This window comes from Sphingomonas sp. GCM10030256, assembly GCF_042666415.1.
GTDB lineage: Bacteria > Pseudomonadota > Alphaproteobacteria > Sphingomonadales > Sphingomonadaceae > Sphingomicrobium.
In genome coordinates, this window is the sequence record NZ_JBHTDI010000001.1 from 37,568 (window position 1) to 63,607 (window position 26,040).

The following is a 26,040-nucleotide window of genomic DNA, read 5'->3' on the forward strand; positions in this document are numbered from 1 at the left end:
CCCGACGGGCGAACGCTGCCTCGGCCTGTTCGATGGTCGATATGGACGCTGAAGAGGCGCTCGCCAACCTTGGCGCAGCGCGGGACGCGCTCTCGACTTGCCCGGCGGTGCGGTTAAACGCGAAGGGATGACCACCGATCCGTTCGCTTTGTTCGCCGATTGGTTCGCCGAGGCGCGGACAAAGGAGATCAACGATCCCGACGCCATGGCGCTGGCGACCGCCGATGCGGAGGGGCGGCCCTCGGTGCGGATGGTCCTTTTGAAGGGCCACGGGCCGGAGGGTTTCACCTTCTACACCAACATGGACAGCCGCAAGGGCGGCGAGCTGGCCGCCAACCCGCACGCATCCATCTGCCTGCACTGGAAATCGCTCCGCCGGCAGGTGCGCGCGGACGGACCCGTTGTCCCGGTCAGCGAGGCGGCGGCGGACGCCTATTTCGCCAGCCGCGCGCGCGACAGCCAGCTTGGGGCGTGGGCGTCGGAGCAGTCTCGTCGACTAGATCGGCACGAAACCTTTGAGCAGCGGTTCGAACAGATGAAGGCGCGGTTCGCCGGGGGCGCGGTTCCGCGCCCGCCGCACTGGTCGGGTTACCGGATCGTTCCCCGGCAGATCGAGTTCTGGGCCGACCGGGCATTCCGGCTGCACGAACGGCGGCTGTTCACCCGGGTGGACGACGGCTGGGCCGAAAGCCTGCTTTACCCATGAGGGTCACCGGGCCGGAGCGGACCCGCCTTTCGACCCGCGCGGCGCTGGCCAGCGTGGCCATGGCCTTGTCGCTGCTGGTGGCGAAGGTGTGGGCGGCGGTGGCGACCGACTCTACTGCCATGCTCGGCAGCCTGGCCGACACGGCGCTCGACCTGGTGGCGAGCCTGGTGACCCTTGCCGGGGTACGGATCGCGGCGCTTCCGGCGGACACCGACCATCGCTTCGGGCATGGCAAGGCGGAGGCGCTGGTCGCCCTGGGTCAGACCGTGCTGATCGCCGCGTCCGGTATTGGCATCGGCTGGCGAGCGATCCACCGGCTGATCGAGGGCGCGCCGACGGCCAATGCGGAGCTCGGCGTCGGGGTCAGCATCGCCGCGATGGCCGGAACGCTGCTGCTGCTGTCGTATCAGCGGCAGGTGATCCGCAAGACCGGCTCGATCGCCATCCAGACCGACAACATCCATTACAAGTCGGACCTGCTGCTGAACGCCGCGGTGATCGCTGCGCTGGTCCTCGATCAGTGGCTGCGGGTGCGGGGCGCCGATGCGGCCTTCGGAGTGGCGATCGCCGCCTGGTTGATGTGGGGCGCCTGGCGAGCGGCGGGAGACTCGGTGGATCAGTTGATGGACAAGGAATGGCCGGTCGGCAAACGCGAGGCCTTTCTTGCCGCGGTGGCTGAATTTCCCGAGCTCAAGGGCATCCACGACGTTCGCACGCGGACCAGCGGCGCCCATGATTTCATCCAGTTCCACGTCTGGGTGCCACAGGACTGGACCATCCGCGAGGCGCACGAGCGGCTCGACTCGGCCGAGGAAGCGCTCCAGCGACGTTTCCCGGGGACCGAGATTCTGATGCACCTCGATCCGGAGGGACATACCGACCGTGAAACCCTGCTGCCGAGCCACCTGACGGAGACCCGCCCGTGATCTTGCCCTTCTTCCAGGTCGATGCCTTCGCCGAGCGGCCCCTGACCGGCAATCCTGCGGCAGTGATGCCGCTCGAGCATTGGCTCGACGACGCAACGCTGCAGGCGATCGCGGCGGAGAACAACCTCAGCGAGACGGCATTCACCGTCCCGTCTTCGCAGGACGACGCTGATTACGATCTGCGCTGGTTCACCCCAGCCGTCGAAGTCGACATGTGCGGGCATGCGAGCCTCGCCGCAGGTTACGTCCTGCTCACCGGCGAGCGCGTTCGCTTCTCAACCCGCTCGGGCGTACTGACCGTCGCCAGGACGGAAAAGGGGCTACTTGAGCTCAGCCTCCCTGCTGCCTCCCTCCGGAAAACGGATGAACCCGATCTGTGTGATGCGCTCGGCATTGCACACCGGCCGGCTTGGCTTGCGAGCGAATGCAACGACGCCGCCATCCTGCTGCTCGACAGCGAGCAAGAAGTGCGCGCGGTTGCTCCCGACTTCGCCCGCCTGCGCTCGATCCGACGGATGGCCGTGGTCACTGCTCCCGGCGCTCGGGAGGACATCGCCAGCCGGGTCTTCGTGTCCTACGTCGGCATCGACGAGGATCCGGTGACCGGATCGGCTCATGCGGCTTTGGTGCCGTTCTGGGCGGAGCGGCTCGGCCGGCACCATTTCTCCGCGGCCCAGGTCAGCAAACGCGGCGGGCTGCTGCAATGCGAGTTGCGGAACGACCGCGTGCTGCTCAGCGGCTCCTGTTTCACGGTGATCGAGGGCAGCTTCCAGCTTTGAGCGAGAAGCAGCTTTGAACGAACGGGTGGCCGCGCTGCCCCGCCGGATCGGCCTCGGCGGCGCGATCCTGCTGAGTTTCAATGGCGCCGTCGGAGCGGCGATCTTCGCCCTTCCGGCGACGCTGGCTGCGGATTTTGACGCGTGGTCGCCGTGGCTGTTCCCGCTGGTCGCATTGGCGTCCTTGCTGGTCGTCGTTCCGTTCTGCCGCAGCATCGCCGCCTTTCCGGAGAGCGGCGGGCCGGCGACCTACGGCCGGGCATTTGGACGACTGGCCGGCTTTGAACTCGGGTGGATTTACTACATCGCCCGTGCTGCCGCCTTTGCCGCCAACGCCAACGTGCTGACCGCCTATCTTGCCCGCTGGTGGAGCGGAGCCGACGAAGGCATTCTCCGCGCTGCGATCCTGCTCGCGGTGCCGGCGCTGCTCGCTCTTGCGAACCTTTCGGGAATGAAGCGCGCGCTTGGGCTGCTCGGCGGACTGACCCTGCTGAAGACGCTGCCCCTGATCGTCGCCGGTGTTGCGGCCCTGGTCTTGTTCGGCCCCCTGCCGGCGCCAGGACCATTGCCGCAGCTGAGCAGCGTCGAAGCGACGCTGCTGGTCGTGTTCTACGCCTTTGTCGGGTTCGAGAATGCGGTCGTTCCAGCCGGTGAGACGCGCAACTCCTCAGTCACCCTGCCCCGTGCCATCCTGCTGACCATCGCCGCGACCGCGATGCTGTACCTGCTGGTCCAACTCGCGTTCGTCGCCGCCTTTCCGGGCGGAGCAGCAGTCACCGATGCCCCGCTGATCGACCTTGGCCAGCGCGTCGCGGGGCCGCACGGCGCCGCCGTGCTGACGCTTGCGGCGGTGAGTTCGCTGACCGGCAACCTGCACGGGATCATGGCCTCTACCCCACGAGTCACTTACGCAATGGCAACCCGCGGCGATTTGCCCGGCTGGTTCGGCCGGGTCAGCGTGCGCCTGGAAAGTCCCTCCAATTCGATCCTCTTCCTAGCGCTGCTTGCCGCCGCGCTGGCGGTCAGCGGCAGCTTCGTCTGGCTGGCGGTCGTCAGCACCCTGGCCCGGATGATCGTTTACGGCGTGACCATCGCCGCCTTGCCGCGAGTCGCCGGGCGGCGTTTGTCGGCCGGGCAATGGGCGTCGGCGGCGGTTGGTATCCTGGTCTGCATGCTGGCCGCATCCCAGGCCGACCTCGCCGCCTGGGGCACGCTAGGGGCGCTCGCCGTCGCCGGATTGCTGCTCTACCTGCCGATGAGTCGCCGTTCGTCACCTGACTAGGTGAGCTTCGCCTCGAGGGCCTCAAGCAGCGGCAGCTGGCTCCGCAGCATGCGCCGGCGGGCCTCGGCGAGGCTCATCCATTCGGCTCGGTCCATCTCCGGAAAGCTCTGCTGCTGGCCGCTGTTGCGCGGCCATTCCATGGAGAAGTCGATGCTGCGCAAGGCAGCCGGGTCTAGGTCGCCTTCAGCCGCAAAGGCTTCGACAATCTTCCCACCGGACTGCCGGATGCGAGCCAGCGGAAACGGAACCGCCTTCAGCCGAGTGCCGGTCTCTTCCTCGAATTCGCGCAAAGCGGCCTCCACCGGCCGCTCGCCGGGTTCGACCTGCCCCTTTGGAATCATCCAGGCGCCTGCATCCTTGTGGCGCCAGAATGGCCCGCCTGGATGGCCAAGCAGCACTTCCACTCCGCCGTCGGATTTGCGGAACAGCAGGATACCGGCGCTGAGCGGGGCAGGCACCCGTCAAGCCGCCGCCAGGGCGGCTTCAGCTGGACTCGTCCTTGCAATCCACCCGCCGCCGAGCAGTCGGCTGCCGTTGTAGAACACCGCCGCCTGGCCTGGCGCGACGCCATATTCAGGATGCAGGAAACGGACTTCCCCGTCCTTGAACCGGGCGGGCACGGGAGGCGCGAGCGAGCGGACCTTGACCGCGACGTCCTGCTGCTCCTCGCCGATCCAGTTCAGTTGCTCGACCCATGCCCCGGCCACTGCCAGGGCCCGGCGCGGACCGACCACCAGGCGGCGATCCTCCGGCTCGATGCGCACCACGTAGAGCGGCTCGGCCTGCCCGCCGATTGTGATCCCGCGGCGCTGGCCCACGGTGAAGTGGACTACCCCCGGATGCTCGCCGAGGACACGGCCGGAAAGGTCGACAATCTCGCCTGGCGCCGCGGTCTCCGGCCTGAGCCGCTTGACCAGACCAGCATAATCGCCGTCGGGAACGAAGCAGATGTCCTGGCTGTCAGGCTTGCCGGCCACGGTCAGGCCCGCTTCCTCCGCCAGTTGGCGCACCCGGCTCTTGGGCAGGTCGCCCAGCGGGAAGCGCAGGAAGTCGAGCTGCTCGCGGGTCGTGCCGTACAGGAAATAGCTCTGGTCGCGCGCGGGGTCCGCGCCCCGGTGAAGCTCGGGCCCGCCGCTGCCGACCATTCGGCGCACATAATGGCCGGTGGCGAGGCAGTCGGCGCCGAGATCCTGCGCGAAGGCGACCAGGTCGGTGAACTTCACGCCCTGGTTGCATAACGAGCAGGGCACCGGCGTTCGGCCGCGGGCATAATCGTCCGCGAAGCGGTCGATCACGCCCGACCGGAAGCGACTCTCAAAATCCAATACGTAATGGGGAATGCCGAGCCGGTCGCAAACGGTCCTGGCGTCGTAGATGTCCTGCCCGGCGCAGCACGATCCGGAGCGCTTCACCGCCTCGCCATGATCGTACAGCTGGAGAGTCACGCCGATCACCTCGGCACCGGCCTTGGCCGCCAGAGTGGCCACCACCGAGCTGTCGACGCCGCCCGACATGGCGACCACGATCCGAGCCTCCCGAGGGGGCCTTTTCAGTCCTAAATCGATGAGCATGGGGCGCGTCTTTACCCGAAGTTCACCATCCGAAGCTAGGTCAGGTTCAAGGCCGGATCAGGCAGGAGAGTGGATTGGCGCTGCACCATGGGAAGCTGGAAGCGGCACGTGAGGCCTCGAGAGACGAGTTGCCGGCACTGCTGTCGCTTCTCCGCGGGCCGGCCATGCCGCCCTGCCCGACCGAGCGGCAGCGTGCGATCGTGTGCTTGCTGTCGGGATCGGACGGCTGGCGCGAAGCCTCGCGGCAGTTGAGCGGCGCCTTTGCGGGCGCGTCAGGGTTAACGGGCGATAAGGAGGAATGAGGGCCGCGTTTACCAGCAGGTTTCAGATTTCCTTGATTGGAGCCCCGGTAAACAGGCTCCACCACGTCGAACCCAAACGCCTTTGAGGAAGCAATGCTCGAGAATCAGAAGTTCCGGCCCCATCAGGTTATCGGCCCCCTCGGGGAGCCGCTGACGCTTGAGTCGCTTCCGCCGGCGGGCACCACTCGCTGGGTCGTGCGCCGCAAGGCCGAGGTCGTCGCAGCGGTGGCCGGGGGCCTGCTTACGGTGGACGAGGCCTGCGCCCGCTATACGCTCAGCCTGGAAGAATTCGCCAGCTGGCAACGCGCCGTGGACCGCAGCGGAATGCCGGGGCTGCGCGTGACCCGGCTCCAGCACTATCGCCAGGTTTACGAGCGTCAGCAGCGCTACTGACCGCGGCCCATCCTCGGACTAACGTTTCGTCAGCGTATCTAGACAGAGCGTTCCTGATGCGGAACAAGATGCGGGCATCACGCGTCTTGATGCCGGAAGGCTGCACCGACTGTGCAATCGTGCAGCCACGAACAGGAGGGAACGCATGACCTGGATTCTGATCATTATCATCGGTGGTATTCTTGGCTGGCTGGCCAGCATCGTGATGCGCACCGATGCGCAGCAGGGCATTCTGCTGAACGTGGTTGTCGGCATCATCGGCGCAATTCTCGGCGGTCTTCTGCTTGCCCCGCTTCTTGGCGGCGGTTCGATCACCAGCGGTGACTTCTCGCTTCCGAACCTGCTGATCTCGCTTCTCGGCGCGATCATCCTTCTGGCGATCGTCAACCTGCTGCGTCGCGGCCGGGTGCGCTAAGCCCCGCTTACGCGAAGCACTGCAGAACACGTGGAAAGGCCGCTCGGGAAACCGGGCGGCCTTTCTTCGTCAGCTCCTCACTGCAACTCGAAGCTCATGGTCACGCCGACCTGGAGCTTCTGCTCGCCCGGATTGATCTGCGTCTTGGCGTCGGCGGCCTGGGCCGTTTCTGCCCGCATGTACGGCATCGGTGGCGGCGCGGCGTAGCCGCCGGTCTCGCTGACCAGCAGCAGACGGACGATCCGCATGCCGAGCGAGCGGGCGTAGAGTTCGGCCCGGGCGCGCCCATTAGCGATTGCCGCGGTCCGCGCCTCGTCGAGCGCCGCCTCGGGCTTGTCGATAGTCAAGGTCGGGCCGCTGATCTGGTTGGCGCCCACCGACACCAGCGCGTCCAGCACCTGGCCGGTGCGGCGGATGTCGCGAAACCGCACGTTGACCGTGTTGGTCGCCTGGTAGCCGGTCAGCTGCGGCGGCTGGTTCTCGACGTATCGATATTCCGGATTGAGGTTGATGGTGCTGGTCTGGATATCGCGGTCCGCGATCCCCGCCCGCTTCAGCGCCGCCCGGACCCGTTCCATCCGCTCGGCATTGTCCGCGATCGCGCCGGTGGCGGTCGACGAGCGGGTCACCACCCCGGCGGAGATGATCGCCACGTCTGGAACACGCGTGACCTCTCCGGTCGCACTGATGTCCAGCCGGGTGCCGCTGACCGGCTGAGCGAAGGAGGCGCCCCCTTGCGCGGCGGCTGGCGTGGACATCGCCGCTCCGGCAAGCGCCAGTGCGAGGATCGAGGCTCTTGATATCATGCGTTCACTCCATGGTAGACCGGAGCGGCAGGCTGCTCGCCTGCCGCTAACTTCTTCCTGAACGGCGGTTCCGCCGGGTCAACGACGGCGCATGATGAGGCGGTAGATGAAGAGGATCAGGAAGGCGCCGACGATCGCGGCCAGGAAGCCTGCTGCTTCGCCGCCCTCGTACCAGCCGATGCTCTTCCCGATGAAGCCCGCCAGCAGCGCCCCGGCGATGCCCAGGAGAATGGTGATGATGCACCCGCCAGGGTCCTTGCCCGGCATCAGCAGCTTGGCGATCCCGCCTGCGAGCAAGCCGATCACGACCCAGCCGATCACCCCGTAATTCTCGATCATTCGTTCCTCCCTGTTCGTGGGGCCTGCCGAACCCGCACCATCTAGGTTATACACACAGAAAGATCGTTTGCGGCGCAAGAGGCGTCATTGGTCGAAAAGCGATTGCGTGGCGGGGCTCGTTCGGGCCCCTGTTGCAAGCAGTGACTTATTGAAGTAACACAGCCCGAGTATCCGGTGCGGAGCCGGGCAGGACGAAAGATTTGCGCATGAATCGGGAAACGCGTCTGGACCGGTCGGACACTCTGGTGGTGGTAGACAGCAGCAAGCGTCGCCGCAATCTCATCATTGCTGCGGTTGTCGGCGCGCTCGCGCTGGTGCTCGCATACGTGCTGTTCGGCGGCGGCAAGGGGGAGGAAACGACCTCCGGCCAGTCCGCGGCTGCGGCCGCGGGCAACGACAAGGGCGGACGCAGTCAGGTACCGACCGTGTCCGTCATCGTTCCCGGGCGCAGCCAGGTAGCGCGAGTCATCACCGCCAGCGGCGCGCTCGCCGCAAGGCGGGATCAGCCGGTCGGCGCCGCCGGCCAGGGCGGCCGGGTCACGGCGGTGCTGGTCGATGCTGGCGACTGGGTGTCCGCCGGTCAGACGCTCGCCAGGGTCGACCGCTCGGTGCAGGCGCAGCAAGCGGCGCAGCTTGCCGCTTCGGTCGAGTCGGCCCGGGCCAGCGCGGCGCTCGCCCAGAACGAATATGATCGCAGCGCCTCGCTGGTCCGCCGCGGCTTCGTCTCGAAGGCGGATCTCGACCGCAAGAAGGGTGCGCTCGATCAAGCCCGCGCCCAGGTCCGGGTCGCACAGGCGCAGCTCGAGGCGACGCGCGCGGGCATCGGCCTGCTCGACGTCCGCTCGCCGGCAAGCGGCCTGGTGCTTCAGCGCAACGTCGAAGTGGGCCAGGTCATCGGCGCCGGCAGCCAGGGGCTGTTCCGGATCGCGCAGGGCGGCGAAATGGAAATGCGGGCGCAGTTGGCCCAGCAGGACCTTGCCGCGATGCGCGTCGGCCTTCCGGCGACCGTGACCGCCATCGGCTCCAATCGGAGCGTCACCGGCCGCATCTGGCAGGTGGCGCCGGTGATCGACCCGCAGTCGCGCCAGGGTGCAGTGCGGATCGCCATTCCCTATTCGGCCGACATCCGGCCGGGCGGCTTTGCCGAAGCGCGGATCACGTCAGGGGCGTCCACCGCTCCGCTCCTTCCGCAAAGCGCGGTGCTCAGCGACAGCGACGGCAACTATGTGTACGTCATCAACGCCCGCAACGAGGTCGAGCGGCGCGCGGTCAAGGTCGGCACCGTCGACGACAATGGCGTCACCATCGCCGAAGGGCTGACCGGACAGGAGGCCGTCGTGCTTTCCGCCGGGCCGTTCCTGAACCCCGGCCAGAAGGTTAATCCGCGGCGCCAGGCGGCCCGCTGACGTTTTCTCTGTTGAAGGACGGCATGGTCCGATGAGTTTCCGCAACATCTCCGCCTGGTGCATCCGCAACCCGGTGCCGCCGATCGTGCTGTTCGTCGGTCTGATGCTGGCCGGCATCGTCTCGTTCATGAACATGGACGTGAACAACAATCCGGACATCGATTTCCCGGCCGCGTTCGTCCAGATCTCACAGCCGGGTGCCGCCCCGTCGGAGATCGAGAACCAGATCACGCAAAAGGTCGAGGCCGCTGTCCGCAGCGTCAACGGCGTCGACGAGATCAGCAGCACGGTTCGCGAAGGCAGCAGCCAGACTGAGGTGATGTTCGAGATCGGCACCCCGACCGACCGCGCGGTCAACGACCTGCGCGACGCCATCACGCAGATCCGGGGCGACCTGCCCGACGGCATCCTCGAACCCCAGATCTCGCGCGTGGACATTTCCGGCGATCCGATCCTGTTCGTCGCCGCCGAAACCTCGGACATGACGCTCGAGGAGCTCAGCTGGTACGTCGACAACAGCGTGTCGCGCCGGCTGCTCGGCGTCGGGGGCATCGCTGCGGTGACCCGCGAGGGTGGCGTTGATCGCCAGATCCGGGTGATACTCGATCCGGCGGCGTTGCAGGCGCAGGGCATCACCGCCGCTCAGGTCAACCAGCAGCTTCGGCAGACCAACCTGAACGCAGTCGGCGGCCGGGCGGAGATCGCCGGGTCGGAGCAGTCGGTGCGGGTCATCGGCAATGCCGACGACGCTTACGACCTGTCCCAGACCCAGATCGTGGTGGGTGGCGGGCGCACCGTTCGCCTGACCGACATCGCGCGGGTCGAGGACAGCTATTCCGAGCAGCGGACCATCGCCCGGATGAACGGGCGCCAGGTGATCAGCTTCAACGTCCAGCGGTCCAAGGGCTCATCCGAAGTCACCGCCTACGACGAAGCGTGGGCCGAGCTGCGCAAGATCGAGAAGGAGAACCCGCGGGTCCGCTTCGTCGAGATCATCAACCAGGTCGACTATACGAAGCAGCAGTACAGCTCTGCGATGAAGGGCCTGATCGAAGGCGCAATCCTGGCCGTGCTGGTGGTGTTGCTGTTCCTGCGCGACATCCGCGCAACGTTGATTTCGGCGCTGGCGATCCCGCTGTCGGTCATTCCGGCCTTCTGGTTCATGGACCTGATGGGGATCACCCTGAACGGTCTGTCCCTGCTGGCGCTGAGCCTGGTCGCGGGCGTGCTGGTCGACGATGCGATCGTGGAGATCGAGAACATCGTCCGCCACATGCGCATGGGCAAGACCGCGTGGCAGGCATCGATCGATGCCGCCGACGAGATCGGCCTGGCCGTGCTTGCAACCACCATGGCGATTGTCGCGGTGTTCCTGCCGGTTGCCCTGATGCCCGGCATCTCCGGGCAGTTCTTCAAGGCATTTGGCTTCACCGTTGTGCTGTCCGTGCTGATGAGCCTGCTCGTCGCCCGAATGATCACCCCGCTGATCGCGGCCTATTTCCTGAAGTCGCACGGCGTGCAACCGCACGCGTCCGGGCCGATCATGGACAAATATCTGTCGGTCCTTCGCTGGAGCATCAACGACAGCAAGGCGCGCGCCTATCGAGCTCGCCATCCCGGCATGTTCAACAGGGTCAAGTCGCTGATCTTCGACCACCGACTCTACATGGTCGGGGCCGGCTTCGCCGCGCTGGGGCTGACGGTCGTGCTGTTCATGACCCTGTCGATGACCTTCCAGCCGCCGTTGAACCTCGACTTCAGCCGCGTCCGCATCGGCATGCCGCCGGGAACCACCGTGCAGCAGACCCAGCAGATGGTTGCCAGGGTGGCGGACATCGTCGACGATGACCCGAACGTCGACCGCGTGTTCGAGCGGACGTTCACCGGGGTCGGCTTCCTCAACATCGTCCTCAAGAAGGACCGCGAGAAGACTTCGACCGAGTTCGAACGCTCGCTCCAGCCAAAGCTGGCCGCGATCCCCGACGCCCAGGTCAACTTCATGAGCCAGGGCGGCGGCGGGCCGGGCAGCGGCGGCCGCGACATGGTCCTGTACCTTGGCAGCGACAATCCCGTGCTGCTGCAGCAGACTGCGGAAAAGATCGAGGACGAGATGGCCGGCTTGTCGCAGCTGGTTGCGCCCCGTGTGGTCGGCGACCTTGTCCGTCCCGAGATCGTGATCAAGCCGCGCTTCGACCTTGCGGCCGACCTTGGAGTGACCACGGTCGCGCTCGGCCAGACGATCCGCATCGCTACGATCGGCGATATCGCCCAGAACAGCGCCAAGTTCAGCCTTGCGGACCGCCAGGTGCCGATCATCGTCTCCTTGAGCGAGAATGAGCGGCGCGACCTGTCGACGCTGGCGAACCTGCCGGTACCTACCTCCAGCGGCGGTTCGGTACCGCTCAAGGCGGTGGCCGAGATCGGCTTCGGGGCCGGACCGACGACCGTGCAGCGCACCGATCAGATGCGCCGGATCGCGGTGGGCGCTGACCTTGCGCCGGGCCTGGTGAGCGGCGACGTCTGGCCACTGATCAACGCCCTGCCAACGGTGAAGAACCTGCCGCAGGGCGTGCAGAAGATGAACCTTGGCGACCAGAAGTGGCAGGCCGAACTCATCTATTACTTCCTGATCGCGCTGGCATCGGGCGTGCTGCTGGTGTTCGCGGTGCTGGTGCTGCTCTACCGCCGCTTCCTTGCGCCGTTCGTCAACATGGGATCGCTCCTGCTCGCCCCCTTGGGCGCAGCGATCGCACTGCACCTGACGGGGCAGCCGGTGTCGCTGCCGGTGCTGATCGGCATCCTCATGCTGTTCGGCATCGTTGCCAAGAACTCGATCCTGCTGGTCGACTTCGCCGTCGAGATGATGAATCACGGCATGGAAAAGGATGAGGCGATTATCGAGGCCGGGCACAAGCGGGCGCAGCCGATCCTGATGACTACCATCGCAATGGTCGCGGGCATGGTGCCGATCGCCATCTCGCTCACCGGCGACGCCAGCTGGCGTGCACCGATGGGCATCACGGTGATTGGCGGCCTGATCTTCTCGACCCTGCTGACGCTGCTCCTGGTGCCGGCTTACTACTCAATTGCCATCAGCATCGAGAGCCGGATCGCGCGGGTGTTCCACCGCTTCATCGGCGACAGCGCGCATAAGCTGCCGCCCGGCACGGAACCGCACCAGCCCGCTCCACAGCCTGCGGAGTGAACCTTCAGCGCGGCTCGTCTATTGATGGACCGATGAGCCGCGCCGACCCGCCAAATCCCCGTCCCGTTCTTGCACGATTCAATCCCGCCCAGCCGGGAGCCGCGGGAATGAAGGCCATTGCCACCGGCCTGCTGGTGGTGATGGCGGCGATATTCCTCGCCACCCGGGTGCTGGAGCCGCGCTACCCCTGGCTCGGTTTCGTCAAGGCCTTCGCCGAGGCTGCCATGGTCGGCGGTCTGGCCGACTGGTTCGCGGTGACCGCCTTGTTCCGCCACCCGCTCGGCCTGCCGATCCCGCATACCGCGATCATCCCGCGCAACAAGGACCGGATCGGCGACACGCTGGCGCAGTTCCTGCGTGACAATTTCCTGGTCGCACCGGTGGTTGCGCGGCGGATGCGGCACATCGACCTGGCCGGAGCGGCGGGGCGGTTCCTCCAGGCCCCCAGCGGCGAGGGCACCCGGATTCGCAAGGGCGCATCGCGGCTGATCGCGGACATCTTCGAAGGGCTGGACGACGAGCGGCTGGGCGGGATCGTCAAGACGGCGATCTCCAGCCGGGTCCGGCAGGCGGAAGTATCGCCGCTAATCGGCCATGCTCTGGCCTCCGCGATCAATGAGGATCGCCACGTACCCATGCTGGAGGCCGGCATCCGCGCGCTTGCCCGGACGCTCGACGCGAACGAGCCGCTGATCCGCGACATGGTTCGCAAGCGGGCCAATTGGATGCTGCGGCTGGCCGCCCTTGACGAGAAACTGGCCGACTCGATCCTCGACGGACTGCGGAAAGTGACGGTGGAGATGAGCACGGACCCCGCCCACCCGGTCCGGTTAAGAATGGAACAGGCGCTGGCCGACCTTGCCAATGACCTCCAGACAAATCCGGAGACTCGTGCTCGCGTGGAAGGCTGGAAGAACGACCTGCTCGCCAACAAGTCGGTTGGGCTGTGGATCGACACGTTGTGGCAGAAGGGCCGCGCGGCGATGATCGCCGCGGCGCGCAATCCCGACGCGGTGATGGCCGGCAAGCTCGGCGAGGTGCTGCGCTCGATGGGCGCGACGCTGGAGAGCGATCCCGGCATCCGCGCCGCGGTCAACCAGTTCGCCCGCCGCGCCGTGTCCGGAATGGCGGCGAGCTACGGCGGATCGATCGTCCGCCTGGTGAGCGACACGATCCGCGGATGGGATGCGCGGACGATCACGGCGCGGCTGGAAAGCGCGGTCGGTCGCGATCTACAGTATATCCGGATCAACGGCACGTTGGTCGGGGGTCTGGTCGGCTTGGTCCTCCACGTCATCGATACGCTGTGAGCGACGACGCCGACGCGCTCGCCGAGGCCGCTCGTAATCGCGGACTGAAGCTCAAACGGTCCCGGGTGCGCACTCCAGGCAAGCCCGGATTCGGCATGTTCGGGCTGGTCGATGCGAATGACGAGCCCGTGTTCGGCATCCGCGGCAAGCGGGCGCTGCGGGCCAGCGCGGAGGAGATCACGGCGTTCCTGCGCAAGGGCGAGGTATCCGACTGGAAAGCTTCGCTGAAGGAAGTCGGGGCGCGGAAGGCACGTGCGACGCCACACCCCTCCCCCTCGGGGACGGCTCCCCCAAGGACGGCGGAGGGGTCACTGCGGCATGTTGGTACGGTTCCCACTGTCAGCCGCTCCGCGCCTGACATTTCCCCCAAGGAGGACAAGCAGGTGGCCGCGCCGCGGGCGGCCGAGTTGGGGGAGGCCAAGCGCACGGATGCCGAGCAAGTGTCGGGACTGTTCGCCCTGCTCGAACATCGGGTCGATGCAAAAACAGTTGCTCGCAACATCGCCGCGCTCGCCAAGGCCGGTGAGCCGCTGCTGGTGGTTGCGGAGGACAAGAAGGTGCTCGGCGCGTGCGGGATCCACCGCACGACCGTTCCACACCGCGACAGGCCGGTCGGCCGGATCACGATCATCATCGTTGCCGAAGACGCCCGCGACCGGGGCTTGGGCCGCATGCTGCTCGAGGAAGCCGAGCGGCGGCTGAATGCGCTCGGCTGCGGCATCGTCGAGGTCACTAGCAACGATCGCCTCGCCTCCGCCCACGCCTTTTACAGGCACATGGGGTATGAGCGCACCTCCATGCGCTTTGCGAAGACGCTGTCCAGGGGCTAAGCGCCGGCGCATGAACGAGAATGAGGTCCGCACTTTCACCGTCGCCGAGGACGACGACGGCATCCGCCTGGACCGCTGGTTCAAGCGCCACCTCGCCGATGTGAGCTTCAACACCGTGTCGCGGTGGGCGCGGACCGGGCAGCTGCGGGTGGATGGCAAGCGCGCGACGCCGGGTGACCGGATCGAGACGGGTCAAACGATCCGCCTCCCTCCGCCCGAAGCCGCTCCCGCCAAGCCCGCCCGCCCCCAACGGCGGATCGTCCCGCTCACACCCGACGAACAGGCGTTCGTGCAGGAAATGGTGATCGAGCGGACCCGCGACGCGTTCGTCATCAACAAACCGCCCGGCCTTGCCACTCAGGGCGGGACCAAGACCAACCAGCACCTCGATCGCCTGCTCGACGGGCTGGCCGACGACCAGGGCAACCGCCCCAAGCTGGTTCACCGCTTGGACAAGGACACCTCCGGAGTGCTGCTGGTGGCCCGGTCGGCGAGGGCCGCCAGCTTCTTTTCGAAGAGCTTCTCCGGACGGACCGCGCGCAAGGTGTATTGGGCCCTGATCACGGGCGTTCCCTCCGAAGAGGGCGGATTCATCGACCTGCCGCTGGCCAAGCAGCCGGGCACCGGGGGCGAGAAGATGCATGTCGACGAGGAGAGCGGCCAAGCGGCGCGCACCCGCTGGCGGATGATTGATCGTGCCGGCAACCGCGCGGCCTGGGTCGAGCTCCAGCCGCTGACCGGCCGCACGCATCAGTTGCGGGCCCACATGGCTGCGCTCGGCCATCCGATCGTCGGAGACGCGAAATATGGCGGGGCGGAAGCGTTCCTGACTGGCGGGATCAGCCGCAAGCTGCACCTCCATGCGCGGCGGCTGAAGATCGATGCCCCTGAAGGAGGGGTTATCGACGTCACGGCCGAGTTGCCGGCGCACTTCACGAAAAGCCTCGCGACGCTCGGCTTCGAACGGATGGCGGGCGACATGCTGCCCCTCGACACGCCCGATCCGGCCAAGGACCCCGTCGTCAAGCAGCGCCGGGTCGCAGCGGCCGCCAAGACCGCGCGCAAGGAGCGCAAGGGCGAGCGCCGCGCCCGCGGCGCTCCGGCCGGCAAGCCGCCCAAGGGTCGCCGCAAGTGACCCGCCTCGCCATCTTCGATTGCGACGGGACGCTGGTCGACAGCGGTGCGACCATCCACTCTGCACTGGCCCAGACCTTCGAGCGGCACGGCAGGCCCCTGCCGCCGCGTGACGGGACCAAGCGGGTTGTCGGCCTGAGCCTGGATCAGGCGATGGCCATGCTTGCTCCCGACGCGGACGCTGCCGAACATAAGCGCCTGTCCGGCACCTATCGCGACGTGTTCATCGCCATGCGCCAGGCCGGCCAAGTGGAAGAGCCCCTGTTCGACGGAATTGCCGAGCTGCTGGACCGGCTGGAAGAGGACGGCTGGCTACTCGCGGTCGCCACCGGCAAGTCGGATCGCGGGCTGCGGCACTGCCTCCAGTCGCACGGGCTCCACGCCCGCTTCCTCTCTCTGCAGACGGCCGACCGCCATCCGTCGAAGCCGGACCCGTCGATGGCGCTGACCGCCATTGCCGAATGCGGATCCTCGCCCGAACGCAGCATCGTCATTGGCGATACCGGCTGGGACATGGGCATGGCCCGTGCCGCCGGAGCAGGGGCGCTCGGAGCGGCCTGGGGCTACCATTCGGAGGCGGAGCTGCTTGCCGGCGGAGCGCAGGCCATTGCTCAGGGGCCGGCCAACGTGGCCACCTTGGCGGGCGTCCTCATCCAGGAGGGCGTTCGATGAGCGAGGAGGACGTCTGGAAGCGCCGGTTCGCCGTGTTCGCGCTGGTCCGCCTGGCAGGCCTCGCCATCTTCTTTCTCGGCATCGCCATCGCCTTTTCGGATTGGCTACGCGTCGGCGGCTGGCCGGTGCTGGGCATCCCGATCGCGCTGGCCGGGCTGGCCGACGCGGTGCTTGCGCCGCGATTGCTCAAGCGAGTGTGGGAGCGGCAGCCGCGGTGAAGCGCTTCTGGACGACGGCCGAGGCGCAGCCCGCGGATGGCGGCTGGAGCATATTCCTCGATGGCCGCCCGGTGCGGACCCCGGCGCGGGCCGTTTTGCGGGCCGAAACCGAGCCGCTCGCCCGAGCCATTGCAGCCGAGTGGCAGAACGCGCCGGAAACCGTCGATCCACGCGCCATGCCCATGACCGGGCTCGCCAATGCTGCTGTCGATCGGGTGGCGGCCGACCCGGCTTCCTTTGCCGCGGGGCTCGCGAAATATGGCGAAGGGGACCTGCTAACCTACCGGGCGGATGGTCCCGAGGCGCTGGTCAGCCGTCAGGCGGAACGCTGGGACCCGTTTCTGCAATGGGCCCGCCGGCGCTTCGATGTCGATTTCGCAGGCACCCACGGGATTACATTCGTTCCCCAGCCCGCGGCGACCATCGAGCGGCTGAGCCATGCGGTTGCGGCCATGCCGCCGTTCGCGCTTGCCGGACTGTCGCCTCTCGTCACAATCGGCGGTTCGCTAGTGGTAGCCCTGGCGGTGGCGGAGCAGCAGGCAAGCGTCGAGGAAGCGTGGGCGGCCGTCAGCCTGGACGAAGCCTGGCAGATTGAAAAATGGGGCAGTGATGCCGAGGCCGAAGCGATGTTGGAAGGGCGACGCGCGGAGTTCCTCGCCGGCGCGCGCTTCCTGGACCTGCTTCGCTAGCGGCTCGCCACCAAATCGCGGACAAACGCCACCAAACCGACCTGCCGCTGCCGCTTCAGCCGCTCGGCGGCGACGATCGCCTGGACTTGCAGCAGGCAGTCCTCCGTAGAGCGGTTGATCAGCACATAATCATATTCGGCCCAATGGCTGATCTCGCCCGCCGCCCGTTGCATGCGGAAGGCGATCACCTCTTCGCTGTCGGTCCCGCGAAAGCGAAGCCGGCGCTCCAACTCCTCCATCGACGGCGGGAGGATGAAGATCCGCACCAGATCCTCGCCCATGGCCGCGTGCAGTTGCTGTGTGCCCTGCCAATCGATGTCGAATAGGATGTCGCGCCCAGCCTTGAGTGCTGCCTTCACCGGCGCCTTGGGAGTGCCGTAGCGGTAATCGAACACCGGCGCCCATTCGACGAACTCGCCCGTCTCGATCAGCCGGTCGAACTCCCCGTCCGAGACGAAATGGTAATCGACGTCCTCCCGCTCGCCCGGACGCGCCGGCCGCGTCGTAGCGGAAACGGACATGGTGACCTCGGCGTCCGCCTCGAGCAGCATTCGCGAAATGGTCGACTTGCCGGCTCCCGAAGGCGAGGACAGCACGATCAGGAGGCCGCGGCGCTGGCGAGTGGTGGCAGACAGATCTCGGTCCATGCGCGCTAGTGGCGCGGCGCTGCGGAACGGTCAATGCTGCAGCGCACACAAGACTCTTGAAATCTTGTGCACCGCACTATATTGTGCAGTGCAACATCGAACCACAGGATTGAGCCATGGACAACGAAATCAACACCGTGCCGGAAGCCATCGAGGCTGCTCCTGCAGTTGAAACGATGGCCGACGTTGCAGCTCCGCCCCGCAAGGCGCGCCGCAAGGTGCAGGATGACGTCGTTGCCGCCGTCAAGAAGGTAAACGCCCGCCGCGTGAAGACCGAACGCAAGCCGCGCGCCGGCAAGCGTGCTCAGAGTGCAGTGAACGAAGCCGCCGCTTCGGCCCCGATCAACGAGACGGCTGCTACGCAGCCCCAAAAGGAATCCGTCATGAACTTCGACGCCACCAACTGGATGAACAACTTCTCCAACTTCAACGCCCTGCCGGGTGCCGACAAGTTCCAGTCGCTGTTCGCCCAGGCCGGCGAGCGCGGTCAGCAGGCGATCGAGCGTTCGCGCACTGTTGCCGAGGAAATGTCCGAGCTCGCCCGTGCCAACGTCGAAGCGCTGGTCGAGACCGGCCGCATCGCCGCTGCCGGCGCCCAGTCGCTCGGCCAGGAAGCCGCCGAGCGTGCCCGTGAAGGGTTCGAGCAGGCTGCGGCCCAGGCGAAAACCCTCGCCGAAGCCAACGGCCCGGCCGAATTCTTCCAGCTTCAGGGCGAGATCGTTCGTACCCAGTTCGACCGCTTCGTCGCGGAAAACAGCCGCATGACCGAGTCGCTGGTGAAGCTCACCGGTGAGGCGCTTCAGCCGCTGTCCAACCGTGCGGCGATCAACGCCGAGAAGCTGAACAGCTTTACTGCCTGACATTCCTCCTCCTGTCAGGCTAAGGGACGGCCGTTCTCCAATTGGAGGGCGGCCGTCTTTTTTGTGCCACGGCGAAACGGCGTCGGGAGCGGCACTGCTTGGCAAGCGTTCGCGGCTTGCCATATCTGTAAGTGAACCATGACCACGCGACTGACAGCAGGCCCCAGCCCCGACGAGCCCGGCCAGGGCGACGGCATCGGGGAGATCGAAAAGGGCGTCGTCACCCGGACGCGCCCGCGCACCCGCAAGCCCAGCAACTACAAGGTGTTGATGCTGAACGACGATTACACTCCGATGGAGTTCGTCGTGCTGGTGCTCCAGCGGTTCTTTTCCATGGGCATCGACGATGCGACTCGCGTGATGCTGCAAGTTCATCAGCAGGGCGTCGGCGTGTGCGGGGTCTTCACCTACGAAGTCGCGGAAACAAAGGTCAGCCAGGTTGTCGACTTCGCTCGGGAGAACCAGCACCCGCTGCAGTGCACGCTGGAAAAAGCGTAGGCTGTTCACCGGCAGGGGCTGCCCTTGCACCCCCGCAACGAATCCCTAAACCGCCGCGATGGATTCGATTCGCATCGTTGGCGGCAAGCGCCTGGAAGGCGCCATTCCCATCTCCGGGGCCAAGAATGCCGCCCTTACATTGCTGCCCTGCGCGCTTCTCACTGCCGACAAGCTGACGCTGACCAACCTGCCGCGCCTGGCGGACGTGGACAGCTTCGGGCACCTGCTCAACATGCTCGGCGTTTCGACCAAGATCGAGGGCGTGAAGAAGGGCGAGTTCGGCCGGAGCATGACGCTCCAGGCTGGCGAAATCGCTTCCACGGTCGCCCCATACGACATGGTCCGGCGGATGCGAGCCTCCATCCTGGTGCTCGGCCCGATGCTTGCCCGGGCGGGCGAAGCGACGGTGTCCCTTCCCGGCGGCTGCGCGATCGGCGACCGGCCGATCGACCTCCATCTCCAGGCGCTCGAAGCGATGGGCGCGGAGATCGAGTTGGCCGCCGGCTACGTCAAGGCGAGCGCTCCCAAGGGGCGGATCGCCGGCGGCGATTTCAGCTTTCCGGTGGTCTCGGTCGGAGCAACGGAAAATGCGCTGATGGCCGCCGTGCTGGCCACCGGCCGGACGCAGTTGTTCAACGCCGCTCGCGAGCCGGAAATTGTCGACCTGTGCAACCTGCTGGTGGCGATGGGCGCCAGGATCGCCGGGATCGGCTCCTCTCACCTCACTGTCGATGGCGTGGAGGGCCTCCAGGGCTGCACCTACGCCGTGATGCCCGACCGGATCGAGGCGGGCAGTTATGCCTGCGCGGCGGGGATCACCGGCGGCTCGATCGACCTGATCGGCGCCCGCCCGGAAGACATGCTCGCGATCACCAACGCCCTCGCGCAGGCCGGGCTGATCGTCGAGTTCCACGACAAGGGGATCAAGGTGAGCGCTGACGGGCGGCTTCGGCCCCTGGCGCTCTCAACGGCGCCCTTTCCCGGCTTTCCGACCGACATGCAGGCGCAATTCATGGCAATGCTGTCCATGGCGGACGGCGAAAGCTTTCTTGAAGAGACAATCTTCGAGAATCGATACATGCACGTGCCGGAGCTTCGCCGCATGGGCGCCAACATCGATGTCCGCGGGCGTTCGGCGATCGTCCATGGGGTCGATGGGCTGACCGGTGCGCAGGTGATGGCCACCGACCTGCGCGCATCGATGAGCCTGGTGCTCGCCGGCCTGTGCGCCGAAGGCGAGACCGAAGTGCTGCGCGTCTACCACCTCGATCGGGGCTACGAACGGCTGGAGGAGAAGCTCAGCGCGGTCGGGGCCACGATCGAACGGAGGTCGGCAGGCTAAGCCTCAGTCGACCGCGGTCAGCTGCCGCTGCCCGCCGAGCTTGAACACCTGCCCCCACTTCATCACGAAGCCCATTCGTTCGAGCAGACTGACGTCAGCCAGCGGATCGCCGTCGACCGCGACGATATCTGCATCCTTGCCGGGCTCGATCGTGCCAATGCTGTCGGACTTGCCGAGCAGATCGGCGGCGTTGACCGTCGCCGCCTTGATCGCCGCCATCGGCTGCATGCCGTTGCGGACCATCAGTGCGAATTCCTGCGCATTGTCGCCATGGCGCGACACGCCGCTGTCGGTTCCGAAGGCGATCTTCACTCCCTCGCGGATCGCCCGCGCGAAGCTCTTTTCGGCATTGCCCGCGGCCTGCTGCGCCTTGGCGTATTGGGCTGCGGTCAGCGCTCCCCGGCGGCCGTCGGCTACCGCGGCCGCCGGCGCCATCAGGGTTGGGACATAGTAGGCGCCGGTCTGGCGATAGAGCTTGAACGTGTCGTCGTTGGTGAAGGTGCCGTGCTCGATCGAGTCCACGCCGGCGCGCAGGGCCGCGTTGATCCCGTCCACCCCGTGAGCGTGCGCGGCGACCTTGCGGCCGAACGACCGCGCGGTATCGACCACCGCCTTCATCTCGTCGGGCATCATCTGCTGGTTGAGCCCACCCGCGACATTGCTGAGCACGCCTCCGGTCGCTGAAATCTTGACCACTTCGGCGCCAAGGCCGATCTGGTCGCGGACCGCCCGGCGGCAGTCTTCCGCGCCGTTGCAGGTGTTGATGATCCGGTCCGCCTCGACGTGGTACAGGTCGCGGTTGAGCCCGTTACGGGCATCGCCATGCCCCCCCGAGACCGAAATCCCCTGCCCGGCCGCGACGATGCTGGGGCCAGCGAACATGCCCTGGTCGATCGCGTCGCGCAGCGAAAAGATGAGCCGCGGATTGTTGCCAAGGTCGCGCACGGTGGTGAACCCGGCGAGCAGGGTGCGCCGGGCGTTCACCTGGGCGGTATAGGCTTCGTCCTCATAGTCGCGGGTGGCCGCCTGCAGTCGCGCCTGCATGCGGTCGTCCAGTCCGCGCATGTGGACGTGCATGTCGATGAAGCCCGGCATGACGGTGCCGGAGCGGAGATCCACTACCCGAGCGCCGGGCACCTCTGCGAAGCCATCCCGCACCTCCAGGATCTTGCGGCCCTGCACGATCACGCTGGCATTGCGGCGGGGCGCCTGGCCGGGAACCGCGATCAGCGTGCCGGCGTGGATCACCGTAACGGGCGCCTGCTGGGGAGCTGTCGGGGCGGGCGCCTGTGCGAAGACCGGAGCGGCGAAAAGGGTCAGTGCGGCAGCGCCGAGCAGTCGGGTGGCAAGCGTCATCGGTAGGTCCCCTTGTTTACAGGGACGAAGCTTAGTGCCAACTGCGTGGTCCGCAACGGGCTTCAGCGCTGGCGGTCGCTCCAATAGGCGAATGCCTCTGCCTGGAGCCGATCGATGAGTGCGCGGGCGGTCGGACCTTCCCAGCTGCCCTTGTGCCCGTGTTGCTCTGCCGACCCGACCCACCAGCCCTGGCCCGGCAGTCCGTCGGACTGACGCACCACAAGCGCCGCCAACTCCGGCTCGCCGGCCACGATGCCAAGCTCGTCGATCCGCGCCAGGACCTTGCACAACGCTCGCATCTTTGGCCGCGAGAAAGCGTAGCCTAGCTGTTGCAGCAGTTCGGAGTAGGTGATCGACCGGCCAGCCGATGCAGCCGCGATCAGGTGAGCGCGGACCTCCGCCGGATCGGCCAGCACCGCCTCACCCGGCCGCCGGCTGCTCGGCCACCGGGGTCAGTTCGAACACGTCGAGCTTGGACTTGGCCCGGGGCCAGGGAATCACCAGCCGCCACCGGAACGGTCCAACCCGCTCCAGCACCCCCGCCATGTCACGCGCCGGTTTCTCTCCGTAGGCCAGCGGCTGATCTTCGTTGCCGAGCGCCACGCTGCCGAGGAACACCAGGCGTGACTGGTTGTCGTCCTCCCACAGCCGCCCCGCCGGCCGCTCGCTGCCGGTCTGCTTGACGATGGTCAGCAGGTCGCCCTCCACCTCGACATAGCAGAAGAAAGGCTTGAACTTCTCGAACGGGCGGGTCTGGTTCGTGTACCGCCCCAGGCGCACCAGCCGGCAATTGTAGCTGCCGGGCGTCGGCGCCGGACGGGGCAGCGCCGCCTGCGGCTGGAGGAGGTCGCCCTCGGTCCGCAGGTCCCGCGCGAAGCCCCCCTTGCGCGCCTCCGCCAGGGCCGCCGCCCAAGCCGCCTCAAGCCGCCGGATCCTGTCGGCATCGTCGGGGGTCGCTAGGCTCAGCCAGGTGTCGGTCTTGGCTGGCGGCTCCAGGATGGCAACAGGCCGCGGGGGCGCTTTTTGTGGCAGCGAAGCGCACCCGGAAAGCAAGGTCACTCCGCACAACAGGATCAGGAACTGAGATCGGCTCACGGTCGGTCCTTCGGCATGAAATGACGCTAGCAGCACCGGGCCCTTCGAACCAACTGTCTTAGGCAGAGATAAAGGTTAACAAAGTCTTTCGCCCGCGCCGAGGCCCCGCTAGGCGGCGGCGAATGGATCGCGCCCCTCGCACTGTTACCGTCACAGCTGACCGCTCAGAGGCTCGCGCCGGGCTAGGCTTTGGGGTCGCCGCCTACGGGTTGTGGGGCCTGCTGCCGATCTACTTCAAGCTTCTGAGCGCAGTTCCGGCAGTGGCGATCGTCGCCCATCGGATCGTCTGGTCGATGGTCGCGCTGCTGGTGCTGGTGCTGGCGACCGGAGCGGCGAAGGAAATTGCCACCGCCGTACGGCACGGCCCGACGCTGCGCCTGCTGCTGCTGACCTCCGTGCTGATCGCGATCAACTGGCTGATCTACGTCTATGCGGTGAACAGCGGACATATTCTGGCCGGCAGCCTTGGCTATTACCTCAACCCGCTGGCCAACATCCTCCTCGGCCGGTTTGTCCTGAAGGAGCCGCTCGGCCGCATGCAGTGGGCTGCGGTTGCGATTGCCGGGGCGGGGATCGCGGTGCTTGCCGCGGGCGCCTTGTCGCACCTCTGGATCAGCCTGACGTTGTGCTGCAGCTTTGCCCTGTACGGCCTGCTGAGGAAGATCGCGAAGGTCGATGCGATTGCTGGTCTCACCATCGAAACCACCGTTCTTCTGCCGCTGGCTGTCGGCTGGCTCGCCTTCACCAGTGGCGGGCCGCAGCCGGTATGGGGCACGAATGCGACCGAGCTTGCCCTGCTGATCTTTGCAGGCGTCGCATCGACCACGCCCCTGCTGCTGTTCACCGCCGCGGCCCGGCGCCTGCGTTACTCGACCTTGGGTGTGCTCCAGTTCCTCGCGCCCACCCTGCAGTTTCTGATGGCCGTGTTCCTGTACGGGGAGCCATTCGGCCAGGCCCAGGCCATCGCCTTCGCCGCTATCTGGACAGCGGCGACGCTCTACCTCATCTCCTCCCTTCGGAGCGCCCGCACCCACGCGGAGATGCTGCCCGAATAGGAGCCGGCCGACGATGCTGAACCTCGTGTCCCTGATGATCGGCGCTGTGGCGCTGGTCTGCGCGGCCGTCGCTTTCCTGCCGCTGCTTGGCTGGGCCAACTGGCTGATCATTCCGCTGGCCGTGATCGGCGCCGGGATAGGGCAGATGAGCGCCAGCCGGTCGGGCCGCAACCTGAACCTTTTCGTGATCCTGGTCGGCATCGTCCGCCTGAGCCTGGGCGGCGGCATTCTCTAGGCTAGTCGTGGACTTTCAGACCACGACGAAATCGCCCGGATTCAGCGAGGCGCGGTTCGCGATCGTGGCTGCGGAGGTTCGTGATCAGGTGCGGCGCACCGCCATCGACATCCTTGTCGAGCGTAGCCTTTCCCCGCTCAGCGCGTCCGCACGTAACGCCCGGGCGCATCTTCGATCGCCTTGAGCTTGCCCTTGCCGGGCTGCCGCGCGCCGTCCGCCTTCACTTCGGTGGGGTCCTGGCTGCGCAGCCATTTGAGCCAATCCGGCCACCAGCTGCCCTTGTGCTCCGTCGCGCCGGCGACAAACTTCTCCAGGCTCTCCGGATCGCCTTCATTCACCCAATACTGATACTTGCCCGCGCTGGGCGGGTTGACCACGCCCGCGATATGACCGGACCCGGCGAGCACGAAGCGCTTGGGTCCGGTGAAATGATGCATGATCTTCCACACGCTTTCCGGGGGCGCGATATGATCCTCGCGCCCAGCCTGTACGTAGCAGGGCGTCGCGACGGTGCCGAGGTCGATCGGGGTGCCGGCCACGCTGATCCCGCCGCTCTCCGCCAGCTTGTTGCCCTTGTAGAGCGTCTCGAGATAGTCCTTGTGCCAGCCGGCAGGCAGGTTGGTTACGTCCGCGTTCCAGTGCAGCAGGTCGAACGGCGCCGGCTCTTCGCCCAGCAGGTAATTGTTGACCACATAGTTCCAGATCAGGTCCCGCCCGCGGAGCAGGTTGAAAGTCGCGGCCATGTAGCGGCCGTCAAGGACCCCTCGTTCTTCGGTGAGCTTGTCGAGCAGGCTCATGACCTCCTCGCCGAGCAGCAGCTTCAGGTCACCCGCCTGGACGAAGTCGACCTGGGCGGTGAAGAAAGTCGCCGACTTGACCTTCTCCGCCTCGCCCTTCGCCTGAAGGTACGCCAGGGTCGCGGCCAGGGTGGTACCGGCGACGCAGTAGCCGATCGCATGCACGCTCGGCACGTCGAGGAGGTCGCAGACGGTCTCGATTGCGTCGACCTGCCCGCGCAGGACGTAATCGTCGAGTGAGACGTGGGCGATACTCTCGTCGGCCGACTTCCAGCTGACCATGAACAGGCTGATCCCGTTCTCGACGCACCAGCGGACGAAGCTCTTCTCCGGCGTCAGGTCGAGGATGTAGAAGCGGTTGATCCACGGCGGAAAGATCACCAGCGGCGTCGTCAGCACCGTGTCGGTGACCGGCGTGTAGTGGATCAACTGGTAAAGCTCGGTTTCCTTGACGACCTTGCCCGGCGTGGTCGCCAGGTTCTTGCCGACCTCGAATGCACCTTTCCTTGTCTGGGTCATCTGCCCGCTGCGGATATCCTCGAGCATGTGCTTGAGGCCGTTCAGCAGATTCTCGCCGCGCGTGTCCATCGTCCGCTTCAGAACCTGCGGGTTGGTCAGCGCGAAGTTGGACGGGCTCATCGCATCGACGAAGCTCTTGGTCGCGAAGCGAAGCCGCTGGCGCGCCGCCTCATCGAGCCCCTCGACCTGCTCGACGCTCTTGAGCAGTTGGTCGCTGATCGCCAGGTACGACTGGCGGATGGTATCGAACACCGGATTTTCGCGCCATTCGGGCGCGGCGAACCGGCGGTCCTTGGCCTCTGCCGCCTTTTGCCCTGCACCGAGCATCCGGCCCCAGGATTCGAAGCCCTTGCTCCACGCGTCAGCGCTAGCGGTCAGCCACGGCATCGGATCCGCCGCCGCGGGCGACGGCTTCACCCCCGGCAGGGGCTCGCCGGCTTTCAGACCATCCGCCCACGCCTCCATCAGCATCTGCTGGGCCCGACCCATCACGAGGGTCCAATGCTGCCAGTCTTCAATGGTCGGGAAAGGCGGAGTGGTGCTCTCGGTTGCCATGGCGACAGCATAACGCTTGAGGAGCCACACCGTCACCATGTCTCCGACGCCGTCCGCCTTTTCTTCCCGGCACCGGTTGAGAAAGACGGGCGGATGCCGGA

Annotated in this window: 28 protein-coding genes; 19 read left to right on the forward strand and 9 right to left on the reverse strand. The window is 66.6% G+C overall.

Annotated features, from left to right (window positions below; all coding sequences use genetic code 11):
- The first annotated feature begins 127 nt into the window (after positions 1–127).
- From pdxH to ACFQPG_RS00205, 4 genes are read left to right on the forward strand one after another with little or no spacing between them, the layout of a single operon-like run.
- Positions 128–706 carry a pyridoxamine 5'-phosphate oxidase gene (gene pdxH / locus ACFQPG_RS00190; RefSeq protein ID WP_380809279.1) on the forward strand — a complete coding sequence of 193 codons (579 nt, stop codon included), beginning with the start codon at positions 128–130 and terminating at the stop codon, positions 704–706.
- Positions 703–1,632: a cation diffusion facilitator family transporter gene (locus ACFQPG_RS00195; RefSeq protein WP_380809281.1), complete on the forward strand. Its 930-nt coding sequence runs from the start codon at positions 703–705 to the stop codon at positions 1,630–1,632. The genes pdxH and ACFQPG_RS00195 overlap by 4 nt, the downstream gene beginning before the upstream one ends.
- Positions 1,629–2,411, forward strand: coding sequence for a PhzF family phenazine biosynthesis protein (locus tag ACFQPG_RS00200; RefSeq protein ID WP_380809283.1), 783 nt, complete (start codon positions 1,629–1,631; stop codon positions 2,409–2,411). Before ACFQPG_RS00195 ends, ACFQPG_RS00200 begins: the two co-directional genes overlap by 4 nt.
- 25 nt (positions 2,412–2,436) lie before the next feature.
- A complete protein-coding gene (locus ACFQPG_RS00205; RefSeq protein ID WP_380809285.1) occupies positions 2,437–3,690 on the forward strand; it encodes an APC family permease in 1,254 nt (417 codons plus the stop codon).
- Here the strand turns inward: ACFQPG_RS00205 and ACFQPG_RS00210 are convergent.
- Together ACFQPG_RS00210 and mnmA are read right to left on the reverse strand one after the other, a co-directional pair.
- The gene (locus ACFQPG_RS00210) at positions 3,687–4,148 is read right to left on the reverse strand and encodes an NUDIX domain-containing protein (protein ID WP_380809287.1); all 462 of its coding nucleotides are present in this window, start codon (positions 4,146–4,148) and stop codon (positions 3,687–3,689) included. The two genes, ACFQPG_RS00205 and ACFQPG_RS00210, sit on opposite strands and share 4 nt — an antisense overlap.
- Positions 4,149–4,151: 3 nt before the next feature.
- Positions 4,152–5,261 (reverse strand): tRNA 2-thiouridine(34) synthase MnmA, encoded by a 1,110-nt coding sequence (mnmA, locus tag ACFQPG_RS00215; RefSeq protein ID WP_380809289.1) that lies wholly within the window; start codon positions 5,259–5,261, stop codon positions 4,152–4,154.
- Positions 5,262–5,656: 395 nt separating this feature from the next.
- On the opposite strand from mnmA, the gene ACFQPG_RS00220 reads away from it, so the two are divergent.
- Both ACFQPG_RS00220 and ACFQPG_RS00225 read left to right on the forward strand, forming a co-directional pair.
- On the forward strand, positions 5,657–5,956 hold the full coding sequence (locus ACFQPG_RS00220; RefSeq protein WP_380809290.1) for a DUF1153 domain-containing protein: 300 nt from the start codon (positions 5,657–5,659) through the stop codon (positions 5,954–5,956).
- 145 nt (positions 5,957–6,101) lie between these two features.
- Complete coding sequence (locus tag ACFQPG_RS00225) at positions 6,102–6,371, forward strand: GlsB/YeaQ/YmgE family stress response membrane protein (RefSeq protein ID WP_380809292.1); 270 nt, start codon at positions 6,102–6,104, stop codon at positions 6,369–6,371.
- A 77-nt stretch (positions 6,372–6,448) separates the two neighbouring features.
- On the opposite strand, the gene ACFQPG_RS00230 is transcribed toward ACFQPG_RS00225, so the two are convergent.
- Both ACFQPG_RS00230 and ACFQPG_RS00235 read right to left on the reverse strand, forming a co-directional pair.
- Positions 6,449–7,177 (reverse strand): SIMPL domain-containing protein, encoded by a 729-nt coding sequence (locus tag ACFQPG_RS00230; RefSeq protein ID WP_380809294.1) that lies wholly within the window; start codon positions 7,175–7,177, stop codon positions 6,449–6,451.
- A 78-nt stretch (positions 7,178–7,255) separates the two neighbouring features.
- A complete protein-coding gene (locus tag ACFQPG_RS00235) occupies positions 7,256–7,516 on the reverse strand; it encodes a GlsB/YeaQ/YmgE family stress response membrane protein (RefSeq protein WP_380809296.1) in 261 nt (86 codons plus the stop codon).
- Positions 7,517–7,722: 206 nt separating this feature from the next.
- Between ACFQPG_RS00235 and ACFQPG_RS00240 the strand changes: the two genes are divergently transcribed.
- The 8 genes from ACFQPG_RS00240 to ACFQPG_RS00275 all read left to right on the forward strand — a co-directional run bounded on the left by ACFQPG_RS00240 (position 7,723) and on the right by ACFQPG_RS00275 (position 16,980).
- A complete protein-coding gene (locus ACFQPG_RS00240) occupies positions 7,723–8,922 on the forward strand; it encodes an efflux RND transporter periplasmic adaptor subunit (protein WP_380809298.1) in 1,200 nt (399 codons plus the stop codon).
- Between the two features lie 31 nt (positions 8,923–8,953).
- The gene (locus ACFQPG_RS00245; protein WP_380809299.1) at positions 8,954–12,127 is read left to right on the forward strand and encodes an efflux RND transporter permease subunit; all 3,174 of its coding nucleotides are present in this window, start codon (positions 8,954–8,956) and stop codon (positions 12,125–12,127) included.
- 107 nt (positions 12,128–12,234) lie between these two features.
- Positions 12,235–13,437 (forward strand): DUF445 domain-containing protein, encoded by a 1,203-nt coding sequence (locus tag ACFQPG_RS00250; protein WP_380809301.1) that lies wholly within the window; start codon positions 12,235–12,237, stop codon positions 13,435–13,437.
- On the forward strand, positions 13,434–14,267 hold the full coding sequence (locus ACFQPG_RS00255; RefSeq protein ID WP_380809303.1) for a GNAT family N-acetyltransferase: 834 nt from the start codon (positions 13,434–13,436) through the stop codon (positions 14,265–14,267). Before ACFQPG_RS00250 ends, ACFQPG_RS00255 begins: the two co-directional genes overlap by 4 nt.
- Positions 14,268–14,277: 10 nt before the next feature.
- On the forward strand, positions 14,278–15,402 hold the full coding sequence (locus ACFQPG_RS00260; RefSeq protein WP_380809305.1) for an RluA family pseudouridine synthase: 1,125 nt from the start codon (positions 14,278–14,280) through the stop codon (positions 15,400–15,402).
- A complete protein-coding gene (locus ACFQPG_RS00265; RefSeq protein ID WP_380809306.1) occupies positions 15,399–16,073 on the forward strand; it encodes an HAD hydrolase-like protein in 675 nt (224 codons plus the stop codon). Before ACFQPG_RS00260 ends, ACFQPG_RS00265 begins: the two co-directional genes overlap by 4 nt.
- Positions 16,070–16,291, forward strand: a complete 222-nt coding sequence (locus tag ACFQPG_RS00270; protein ID WP_380809308.1) for a hypothetical protein — start codon at positions 16,070–16,072, stop codon at positions 16,289–16,291. The genes ACFQPG_RS00265 and ACFQPG_RS00270 overlap by 4 nt, the downstream gene beginning before the upstream one ends.
- On the forward strand, positions 16,288–16,980 hold the full coding sequence (locus ACFQPG_RS00275; RefSeq protein WP_380809309.1) for an ATP12 family chaperone protein: 693 nt from the start codon (positions 16,288–16,290) through the stop codon (positions 16,978–16,980). The genes ACFQPG_RS00270 and ACFQPG_RS00275 overlap by 4 nt, the downstream gene beginning before the upstream one ends.
- Here the strand turns inward: ACFQPG_RS00275 and gmk are convergent.
- Complete coding sequence (gene gmk / locus ACFQPG_RS00280) at positions 16,977–17,627, reverse strand: guanylate kinase (RefSeq protein WP_380809311.1); 651 nt, start codon at positions 17,625–17,627, stop codon at positions 16,977–16,979. The genes ACFQPG_RS00275 and gmk overlap by 4 nt on opposite strands.
- A gap of 116 nt (positions 17,628–17,743) precedes the next feature.
- Between gmk and ACFQPG_RS00285 the strand changes: the two genes are divergently transcribed.
- From ACFQPG_RS00285 to murA, 3 genes are all read left to right on the forward strand, one after another.
- Positions 17,744–18,487, forward strand: coding sequence for a phasin family protein (locus ACFQPG_RS00285; RefSeq protein ID WP_380809312.1), 744 nt, complete (start codon positions 17,744–17,746; stop codon positions 18,485–18,487).
- Positions 18,488–18,625: 138 nt separating this feature from the next.
- The gene (gene clpS, locus ACFQPG_RS00290; RefSeq protein ID WP_380809314.1) at positions 18,626–18,985 is read left to right on the forward strand and encodes an ATP-dependent Clp protease adapter ClpS; all 360 of its coding nucleotides are present in this window, start codon (positions 18,626–18,628) and stop codon (positions 18,983–18,985) included.
- Between the two features lie 58 nt (positions 18,986–19,043).
- Positions 19,044–20,327, forward strand: coding sequence for a UDP-N-acetylglucosamine 1-carboxyvinyltransferase (gene murA, locus ACFQPG_RS00295; protein WP_380809316.1), 1,284 nt, complete (start codon positions 19,044–19,046; stop codon positions 20,325–20,327).
- 3 nt (positions 20,328–20,330) lie between these two features.
- Here murA and ACFQPG_RS00300 read toward each other — a convergent pair whose 3' ends face one another.
- The 3 genes from ACFQPG_RS00300 to ACFQPG_RS00310 all read right to left on the reverse strand — a co-directional run bounded on the left by ACFQPG_RS00300 (position 20,331) and on the right by ACFQPG_RS00310 (position 22,778).
- Positions 20,331–21,683, reverse strand: a complete 1,353-nt coding sequence (locus tag ACFQPG_RS00300) for an amidohydrolase family protein (RefSeq protein WP_380809317.1) — start codon at positions 21,681–21,683, stop codon at positions 20,331–20,333.
- Positions 21,684–21,745: 62 nt separating this feature from the next.
- Complete coding sequence (locus ACFQPG_RS00305; RefSeq protein ID WP_380809319.1) at positions 21,746–22,099, reverse strand: ribose-phosphate pyrophosphokinase; 354 nt, start codon at positions 22,097–22,099, stop codon at positions 21,746–21,748.
- Between the two features lie 4 nt (positions 22,100–22,103).
- The gene (locus ACFQPG_RS00310) at positions 22,104–22,778 is read right to left on the reverse strand and encodes a DUF4893 domain-containing protein (RefSeq protein ID WP_380809321.1); all 675 of its coding nucleotides are present in this window, start codon (positions 22,776–22,778) and stop codon (positions 22,104–22,106) included.
- A gap of 122 nt (positions 22,779–22,900) precedes the next feature.
- Between ACFQPG_RS00310 and rarD the strand changes: the two genes are divergently transcribed.
- Both rarD and ACFQPG_RS00320 read left to right on the forward strand, forming a co-directional pair.
- Positions 22,901–23,833, forward strand: a complete 933-nt coding sequence (gene rarD / locus ACFQPG_RS00315; protein WP_380809322.1) for an EamA family transporter RarD — start codon at positions 22,901–22,903, stop codon at positions 23,831–23,833.
- Between the two features lie 13 nt (positions 23,834–23,846).
- On the forward strand, positions 23,847–24,068 hold the full coding sequence (locus tag ACFQPG_RS00320) for a hypothetical protein (RefSeq protein WP_380809323.1): 222 nt from the start codon (positions 23,847–23,849) through the stop codon (positions 24,066–24,068).
- Positions 24,069–24,205: 137 nt separating this feature from the next.
- Here the strand turns inward: ACFQPG_RS00320 and ACFQPG_RS00325 are convergent, their stop codons facing one another.
- The gene (locus tag ACFQPG_RS00325; RefSeq protein WP_380811645.1) at positions 24,206–25,939 is read right to left on the reverse strand and encodes a PHA/PHB synthase family protein; all 1,734 of its coding nucleotides are present in this window, start codon (positions 25,937–25,939) and stop codon (positions 24,206–24,208) included.
- Between the last annotated feature and the right edge of the window lie 101 nt (positions 25,940–26,040).

Excerpts from the sequence above, each read along its gene's own strand:
- pdxH (WP_380809279.1), top strand. The coding sequence starts at position 128 with ATGACCACCGATCCGTTCGCTTTGTTCGCCGATTGGTTCGCCGAGGCG.
- ACFQPG_RS00195 (WP_380809281.1), top strand. The coding sequence starts at position 703 with ATGAGGGTCACCGGGCCGGAGCGGACCCGCCTTTCGACCCGCGCGGCG.
- mnmA (WP_380809289.1), bottom strand. The coding sequence starts at position 5,261 with ATGCTCATCGATTTAGGACTGAAAAGGCCCCCTCGGGAGGCTCGGATC.
- ACFQPG_RS00220 (WP_380809290.1), top strand. The coding sequence starts at position 5,657 with ATGCTCGAGAATCAGAAGTTCCGGCCCCATCAGGTTATCGGCCCCCTC.
- ACFQPG_RS00225 (WP_380809292.1), top strand. The coding sequence starts at position 6,102 with ATGACCTGGATTCTGATCATTATCATCGGTGGTATTCTTGGCTGGCTG.
- ACFQPG_RS00230 (WP_380809294.1), bottom strand. The coding sequence starts at position 7,177 with ATGATATCAAGAGCCTCGATCCTCGCACTGGCGCTTGCCGGAGCGGCG.
- ACFQPG_RS00235 (WP_380809296.1), bottom strand. The coding sequence starts at position 7,516 with ATGATCGAGAATTACGGGGTGATCGGCTGGGTCGTGATCGGCTTGCTC.
- ACFQPG_RS00240 (WP_380809298.1), top strand. The coding sequence starts at position 7,723 with ATGAATCGGGAAACGCGTCTGGACCGGTCGGACACTCTGGTGGTGGTA.
- ACFQPG_RS00245 (WP_380809299.1), top strand. The coding sequence starts at position 8,954 with ATGAGTTTCCGCAACATCTCCGCCTGGTGCATCCGCAACCCGGTGCCG.
- ACFQPG_RS00250 (WP_380809301.1), top strand. The coding sequence starts at position 12,235 with ATGAAGGCCATTGCCACCGGCCTGCTGGTGGTGATGGCGGCGATATTC.
- ACFQPG_RS00260 (WP_380809305.1), top strand. The coding sequence starts at position 14,278 with ATGAACGAGAATGAGGTCCGCACTTTCACCGTCGCCGAGGACGACGAC.
- ACFQPG_RS00270 (WP_380809308.1), top strand. The coding sequence starts at position 16,070 with ATGAGCGAGGAGGACGTCTGGAAGCGCCGGTTCGCCGTGTTCGCGCTG.
- gmk (WP_380809311.1), bottom strand. The coding sequence starts at position 17,627 with ATGGACCGAGATCTGTCTGCCACCACTCGCCAGCGCCGCGGCCTCCTG.
- ACFQPG_RS00285 (WP_380809312.1), top strand. The coding sequence starts at position 17,744 with ATGGACAACGAAATCAACACCGTGCCGGAAGCCATCGAGGCTGCTCCT.
- clpS (WP_380809314.1), top strand. The coding sequence starts at position 18,626 with ATGACCACGCGACTGACAGCAGGCCCCAGCCCCGACGAGCCCGGCCAG.
- murA (WP_380809316.1), top strand. The coding sequence starts at position 19,044 with ATGGATTCGATTCGCATCGTTGGCGGCAAGCGCCTGGAAGGCGCCATT.
- ACFQPG_RS00300 (WP_380809317.1), bottom strand. The coding sequence starts at position 21,683 with ATGACGCTTGCCACCCGACTGCTCGGCGCTGCCGCACTGACCCTTTTC.
- rarD (WP_380809322.1), top strand. The coding sequence starts at position 22,901 with ATGGATCGCGCCCCTCGCACTGTTACCGTCACAGCTGACCGCTCAGAG.
- ACFQPG_RS00320 (WP_380809323.1), top strand. The coding sequence starts at position 23,847 with ATGCTGAACCTCGTGTCCCTGATGATCGGCGCTGTGGCGCTGGTCTGC.
- ACFQPG_RS00325 (WP_380811645.1), bottom strand. The coding sequence starts at position 25,939 with ATGGCAACCGAGAGCACCACTCCGCCTTTCCCGACCATTGAAGACTGG.